At 73.4% G+C, this 5,670-nt stretch carries 7 protein-coding genes; 3 read left to right on the top strand and 4 right to left on the bottom strand.

Going from position 1 to position 5,670, the window contains the following annotated elements; translation table 11 throughout:
* From CCN29_RS29425 to CCN29_RS29415, 3 genes are all read right to left on the bottom strand, one after another.
* On the bottom strand, positions 1-959 hold a 959-nt coding region (locus CCN29_RS29425; protein ID WP_143661401.1), incomplete at its 3' end, for a serine/threonine-protein kinase.
* Positions 960-1,037: 78 nt separating this feature from the next.
* Positions 1,038-1,508 carry a MarR family winged helix-turn-helix transcriptional regulator gene (locus CCN29_RS29420; RefSeq protein WP_006135117.1) on the bottom strand — a complete coding sequence of 157 codons (471 nt, stop codon included), beginning with the start codon at positions 1,506-1,508 and terminating at the stop codon, positions 1,038-1,040.
* Positions 1,505-2,110, bottom strand: a complete 606-nt coding sequence (locus tag CCN29_RS29415; RefSeq protein WP_086685588.1) for a type 1 glutamine amidotransferase family protein — start codon at positions 2,108-2,110, stop codon at positions 1,505-1,507. The genes CCN29_RS29420 and CCN29_RS29415 overlap by 4 nt, the downstream gene beginning before the upstream one ends.
* A 157-nt stretch (positions 2,111-2,267) precedes the next feature.
* Between CCN29_RS29415 and CCN29_RS29410 the strand changes: the two genes are divergently transcribed.
* The 3 genes from CCN29_RS29410 to CCN29_RS29400 all read left to right on the top strand — a co-directional run bounded on the left by CCN29_RS29410 (position 2,268) and on the right by CCN29_RS29400 (position 5,303).
* Positions 2,268-3,623: an aspartate aminotransferase family protein gene (locus CCN29_RS29410; RefSeq protein WP_086685586.1), complete on the top strand. Its 1,356-nt coding sequence runs from the start codon at positions 2,268-2,270 to the stop codon at positions 3,621-3,623.
* A 187-nt stretch (positions 3,624-3,810) separates the two neighbouring features.
* On the top strand, positions 3,811-4,581 hold the full coding sequence (locus tag CCN29_RS29405; protein ID WP_086685584.1) for a GntR family transcriptional regulator: 771 nt from the start codon (positions 3,811-3,813) through the stop codon (positions 4,579-4,581).
* A gap of 71 nt (positions 4,582-4,652) precedes the next feature.
* Positions 4,653-5,303: a putative DNA-mimic protein gene (locus CCN29_RS29400; protein WP_006135113.1), complete on the top strand. Its 651-nt coding sequence runs from the start codon at positions 4,653-4,655 to the stop codon at positions 5,301-5,303.
* A gap of 3 nt (positions 5,304-5,306) precedes the next feature.
* Here CCN29_RS29400 and CCN29_RS29395 read toward each other — a convergent pair whose 3' ends face one another.
* On the bottom strand, positions 5,307-5,597 hold the full coding sequence (locus CCN29_RS29395) for a DUF3303 family protein (RefSeq protein WP_006135112.1): 291 nt from the start codon (positions 5,595-5,597) through the stop codon (positions 5,307-5,309).
* Positions 5,598-5,670: the final 73 nt, after the last annotated feature.

Raw genomic sequence — 5,670 nt, 5'->3', positions numbered from 1 at the left:
GGAGGACCCGCAGGCGGCGCCGGGATCCGGGGCGCCGCCTGCGGGTCCTCCGCGTCGAGGAGCCGTACCGCGTGCCGCCCCAGTTGGGCGACCAGCGCGCCGGGCAGCCACGGGTCGCGGGAGCGGCCGTCGGCGACCGTGTCCTCCGCGCCCGTGCGGGCCAGCACGTCGTCGAGCGTGGGCCGCGCCGCCGGGTCCTTGCGCAGACACTCCCGCACCAGGTCGGCGAGGCCCTCCGGCACCTGCGTCAGGTCGGGCTCCTCCTGCGCGATGCGGAACATCAGGGCGTGCACGCCGCTGTTGGCGGTGCCGAACGGCAGCGCGCCGGTCGCCGCGTAGGCCAGCACCGAGCCGAGGCAGAACACGTCGCACGCGGGCGTGATGCGGTCGCCGCGCACCTGCTCGGGCGCCATGAAGCCGGGCGAGCCGACGAGCGCGCCGGTGCGGGTGAGCCCGCCGTCGGTCACGGTCTCCAGCGCGCGGGCGATGCCGAAGTCGATGACGCGCGGCCCGTCGATGGTGACGAGCACGTTGGACGGCTTGAGGTCGCGGTGGATGATCCCGGCCGCGTGGATGTCCTTGAGGGCGTGCGCGAGACCGGCGGCGAGGATCCGCACCGAGCGCTCGGGCAGCGCCCCGTGGTCGTGTCCGACGACCTGCTGGAGGCTGGGCCCGGCGACGTACCCGGTGGCCACCCAGGGCACGGCCGCCTCGGTGTCGGCGTCCAGCACGGGGGCGGTCCAGTGGCCGCCGACCTGCCGGGCGGCGCTCACCTCCTGGCGGAAGCGGGCGCGGAACTCCTCCTGCCGGGCCAGCTCCTCGCGGACCAGCTTCACGGCGACGGTGCGTCCCCGGTCGGAGCGGGCGAGGTAGACCTGCCCCATGCCTCCGGCGCCCAGCCGTGCGAGCAGGCGGTAGCCGCCGATCGTCTGCGGATCCCCGATTCCGAGCTGGTCCATCGCTGCGCCGCCTTCCCCCCGCAGTGAGCAACGGATCGAGGATAGTGGCGGCCCGGTACCCGGTGCGCCGGGCGATGTCTACGGTTCCGTAACAGGCGGTCCGAGCGTGTCCAGCACCGCGGACAGGCGTTCCAGCGCCTCCACCGCGCGGGCGAGCTCCGCCTCCCCGTACGCCGCTCCGTACGCCCGTGCCAGCCGCTCCGCGAAGACCGCGTGGCCGGGGTCGATGCGGCTGATCGCCGCGCGGCCCGCCTCCGTGGGCGCGAGGAGTTTGGCGCGGCGGTGGGCCGGGTTGGGCCGGTACTCGGCGAGTGAGCGCTCCACCAGCAGGTCGGCGACGCGTTGCACGCTCTGCCGGGTGATGCCCATGGCCCTGGCGATCCCGGAGACCGGCAGCGGCTCGCCGAGGACCGCGCCGAGCACCTGCCACCAGGCGGCGGTGAGCCCGGCGGGCCGGGCCAGCTCCTCGGCGACCGCGAGGAACTGGCCGTTCAGCCGGAAGACGCCGAGCGCGCCCCGGCTGAGCAGGTCCTGTTCTTCCCGGCTCACCGCGCCGTGGCCTCCGCGTAGACGGCGTACGCCTCGGGGTCCGAGTCGTGGAACAGCCGGTACCAGGCGTCGTTCACCGTGTCGTCGTGGACGCCGAGCAGCCGGAAGATCTCGCGGGCGAAGGCGACCGGCTCGGTCGGCCCGGCGGTGACGAGACCGCCGTCGGTGACCGCGTCGGCCTCGACGTACCGGTCGCCGCCGGCGTAGCCGGTCGCGGCGAGGTAGAAGGGCGCGGCGCTGGTGTGCGCGCGGGTGTCGAGCAGCCCTTCCCTGGCCAGCCCGGCGGTGGCGCCGCAGATCGCGGCGACGGGCACACCGGCGTCGAGGAAGGCGCGGGCGGTACGGGCGAAGGGGGCGAGGTCGTCGCCCTCGTCCCAGCGGTCGGCGCCGGGGAGGATCAGCAGCGCGCTGTCCTCGGGCCGCAGCTCGGCGAGCGCGAGGTCGGACAGGACGCGGAGTCCGCCGATGCCGGTGACGCGCTCCCCCGCCGGGGTGACCGTCCGGACCGCATAGCCGGCGCGGGCGAGGTGCGCGGTGGCGTGACCGGTCTCCCAGTCGGCGAAGGTGTCGTAGAGGGCGAGATGCACGGGCTTGCGGGTCATGACCGCTCCCTGGTGGGTACGCCAGCAGATGACAGCATCTTGTCATGATGACAGTGTCCTGCCCATCCCCCTTGTCGACACCTTGTCGCGGAAAGCCCGCGTCCGCAGACAGGCCGCCGATGTCGCCCGCCCGCCGGCCCCGCCTACCCTCGGGCGCATGACCCCTCAGCCCGATCCCGAGGCCGGCGCCGCCGTGAAGGCCGCAGACCGTGCGCATGTGTTCCACTCCTGGTCCGCGCAGGAGCTCATCGACCCGCTCGCCGTCGCCGGGGCGGAGGGGTCGTACTTCTGCGACTACGACGGCCGCCGCTACCTGGACTTCACCAGCGGCCTCGTCTACACCAACATCGGCTACCAGCACCCCAAGGTCGTCGCCGCGATCCAGGAGCAGGCGGCGCGGATGACGACGTTCGCGCCCGCGTTCGCCGTCGAGGCGCGCTCGGAGGCGGCGCGGCTGATCGCCGGGCGCACCCCCGGCGACCTGGACAAGATCTTCTTCACCAACGGCGGCGCCGACGCCGTGGAGCACGCCCTGCGCATGGCCCGGCTGCACACCGGCCGCCCGAAGGTGCTCTCCGCGTACCGCTCGTACCACGGCGGCACCCAGCAGGCCGTGAACGTCACCGGCGACCCGCGCCGCTGGGCCTCCGACAGCGGCACGGCCGGGGTCGTGCACTTCTGGGCGCCGTTCCTGTACCGCTCGCGCTTCTACGCCGAGACCGAGGAGCAGGAGTGCGCGCGGGCGCTGGAGCACCTGGAGACGACGATCGCCTTCGAGGGGCCCTCGACGATCGCCGCGGTCGTCCTGGAGACGATTCCGGGCACCGCCGGCATCATGCCTCCCCCGCCGGGTTACCTCGCCGGGGTCCGCGAGCTGTGCGACAAGCACGGGATCGTCCTCGTCCTCGACGAGGTGATGGCCGGATTCGGCCGGACCGGCACCTGGTTCGCGGCCGACCTGTACGACGTCGTGCCGGACCTGATGACCTTCGCCAAGGGCGTGAACTCCGGCTACGTACCGCTGGGCGGCGTCGCCGTCTCCGCGGAGATCGCCGCCACCTTCGCCACCCGCCCCTACCCGGGCGGCCTGACCTACTCCGGGCACCCGCTGGCCTGCGCCGCCGCCGTCGCGACGATCAACGTGATGGAGGAGGAGGGCGTCGTCGAGAACGCGGCCGCCCTCGGCGCGTCCGTCGTCGGACCCGGGCTGCGGGAGCTGGCCGAACGCCACCCGAGCGTGGGGGAGGTGCGCGGCACCGGCATGTTCTGGGCGGTGGAGCTGGTGCGTGACCGGGAGACCCGGGAGCCGCTGGTGCCGTACAACGCGTCCGGGGAGGCGAACGCCCCGATGGCCGCGTTCGCCGCCGCCGCGAAGAAGGCCGGGATCTGGCCGTTCGTGAACATGAACCGCACCCATGTGGTGCCGCCGCTCAACACGAGCGAGGCGGAGCTGAAGGAGGGTCTGGCGGCCCTGGACACGGCTCTGTCGGTGGCCGACGAGTACGTGAGGTGACCGGCGGGGCGGGGCGGTCCTCACCGGTCCGGTGACCGGTCCGGCGACCGGGCCGGGACGGGCGCGTGGCGGGTCTCCGCCCCGCGCCCGTTCGAACATCCGGCGCCGTCGCCGGACCGCGTAAGGTGGCGTGCCCGTGGACTTTGCGAGCACGCCACTCGAACGCGATGAGGGAGACGCCCCGACCATGTCCCGCCCCGGCACCGTCGCCGTGACCCGCAGCACCCTGCGGCAGCAGATCGCCGACGCGCTCCGCGACGAGGTGCTGGCCGGGCGGCTCCAGCCGGGGCAGGAGTTCACCGTCAAGGAGATCGCCGACCAGTACGGGGTGTCCGCGACGCCCGTGCGGGAGGCGCTGGTCGACCTGTCGGCGCAGGGGCTGCTGGACGCCGACCAGCACCGGGGCTTCCGGGTGCACGAGTACTCCGCCGACGACTTCCGCGGCATGATCGAGGCGCGCAGCCTGGTCACCGAGGGCATGTTCCACGCCCTCACCCACGGCGACGCCCCGCATCTGCGGCCCGACGAGCCCCGGCTGGCGGCCCATCTCGCCGGGGTGCGCCGGCGCGGCGAGGAGGCCCGGCGCGCGGCCCAGGCCGGCGAGGTCACCGTGCTGATCGGCTACGACCTGCGGTTCTGGAAGGAGCTGGCGTCCGCGTTCGGCAACCCGTACCTCACGGACTTCCTGCACCGGCTGCGGGTGCAGATGTGGGTGTACGTGGTGCAGCACCTGCGCCGGCTGCCCGACCCACGGGGGCGGCTCTGGGCGCGTCACACCGAGCTGGTGGACGCCCTCACCGCGGGCGACGCCGCCGCCGCGCGGGCCATCCTCGACGCGTACACCGCGTACTCCCTGTCCCTCGTCGAGGGGCTGACGCCCGATCCGGCGGGTAAGGGACCTGTACGACGGCCCGCACAGCAGGATCCGCCCGCCCGGAACGCCGATACGCTTCCCTGACCCCTGTCCCGAACCGTCTTCCCGGACCCGGACGTCCCACCCGACGACCGCGCGATGCGAGGAGTCCTCCTTTGGCCTGTGACCTGTGGCTGGTACCGCTCGTCGACGTGTTGTGCCACACGCCCGACAACCCCTTCGCCGAGGAACTCGCGCAGTACAACACGGTGCTCGCCGACGCGGGACTGCCGCCGGTGCCGGTGTACCAGTACATGCCGGGACTGACCGGTGACGTCGCGCCGGTCGCCGGGTTCGACTACGACGCCCTGCACTTCCTGCGGCGCGTGTACCTGCTCCAGGTGTGCGGCCTCCCGGTCACGCCGGTGGACGAACTGGGCGGCGACTACGAGCAGTTGCTGGAGATGTTCGAGGCGACGGCCCAGCAGTCGCACCTGGTGTGGCACTACGACCACGCGGGCGCGTACGTCCCGGTCGACTTCCCGAGCCCGCTGTCCAGCGACGAACTCCTCGCCGGCGGCGGCCCGTTGGGCTCCTCGCACGCGCTGCTGCGCGAACTGGAGCTGGTCGCCCCGTCGATCGGCATCGACCCGGCGAACCCGCCGGCCCCGCCCGAGCCGCCGCAGGCCCCCACCGAGCTGGAGGAACCGGCCGTCCCCGCGCCGTACGACCCCAGCCCCTTCGCCCGCGAACGCCACGTGTGGCTCGGCCTGCACGCGGCGGCGACACGGAGCCTGGCGCAAGGGTCGATGATCGTCTTCAGCTGAGCGTCACCGCACCTGGGAGAGCCCCTTCTCCAGGTCCTCCATGGTCATCACCGGGGTCATCTCGACCTCGGCGTCGAACTGCGAGAAGAGGGGGTCGGCCGTGGCCGCGACCTGCGAGCTGTCCTGGAGGTCGAGGACCATCAGACAGGTCCGCCGGCCGCCGAACGGTCCGAAGTAGGCGGCCTCGGGGTGCAGCCGCTCCACGGTCTCCTTCATCAGCGCGGGCATCTTCCCGCTGCGCAGGACCTCGTTCGCCTTCTCCGTGTCCAGCATCGCCTTGATCATCACGCGCATCGCACTCACCTTCTTCTGGTCGACGCACGTGGAGGGACACCTTCAGGCTATGCCTGTGCACCGGCGCCCGCGC

Source organism: Streptomyces pseudogriseolus, from assembly GCA_002154585.1.
In the GTDB taxonomy this organism is placed as follows: domain Bacteria; phylum Actinomycetota; class Actinomycetes; order Streptomycetales; family Streptomycetaceae; genus Streptomyces; species Streptomyces pseudogriseolus.
The sequence above is the reverse complement of the archived record's forward strand: the minus strand, read 5'-3'. Positions and strand labels throughout refer to the sequence as shown.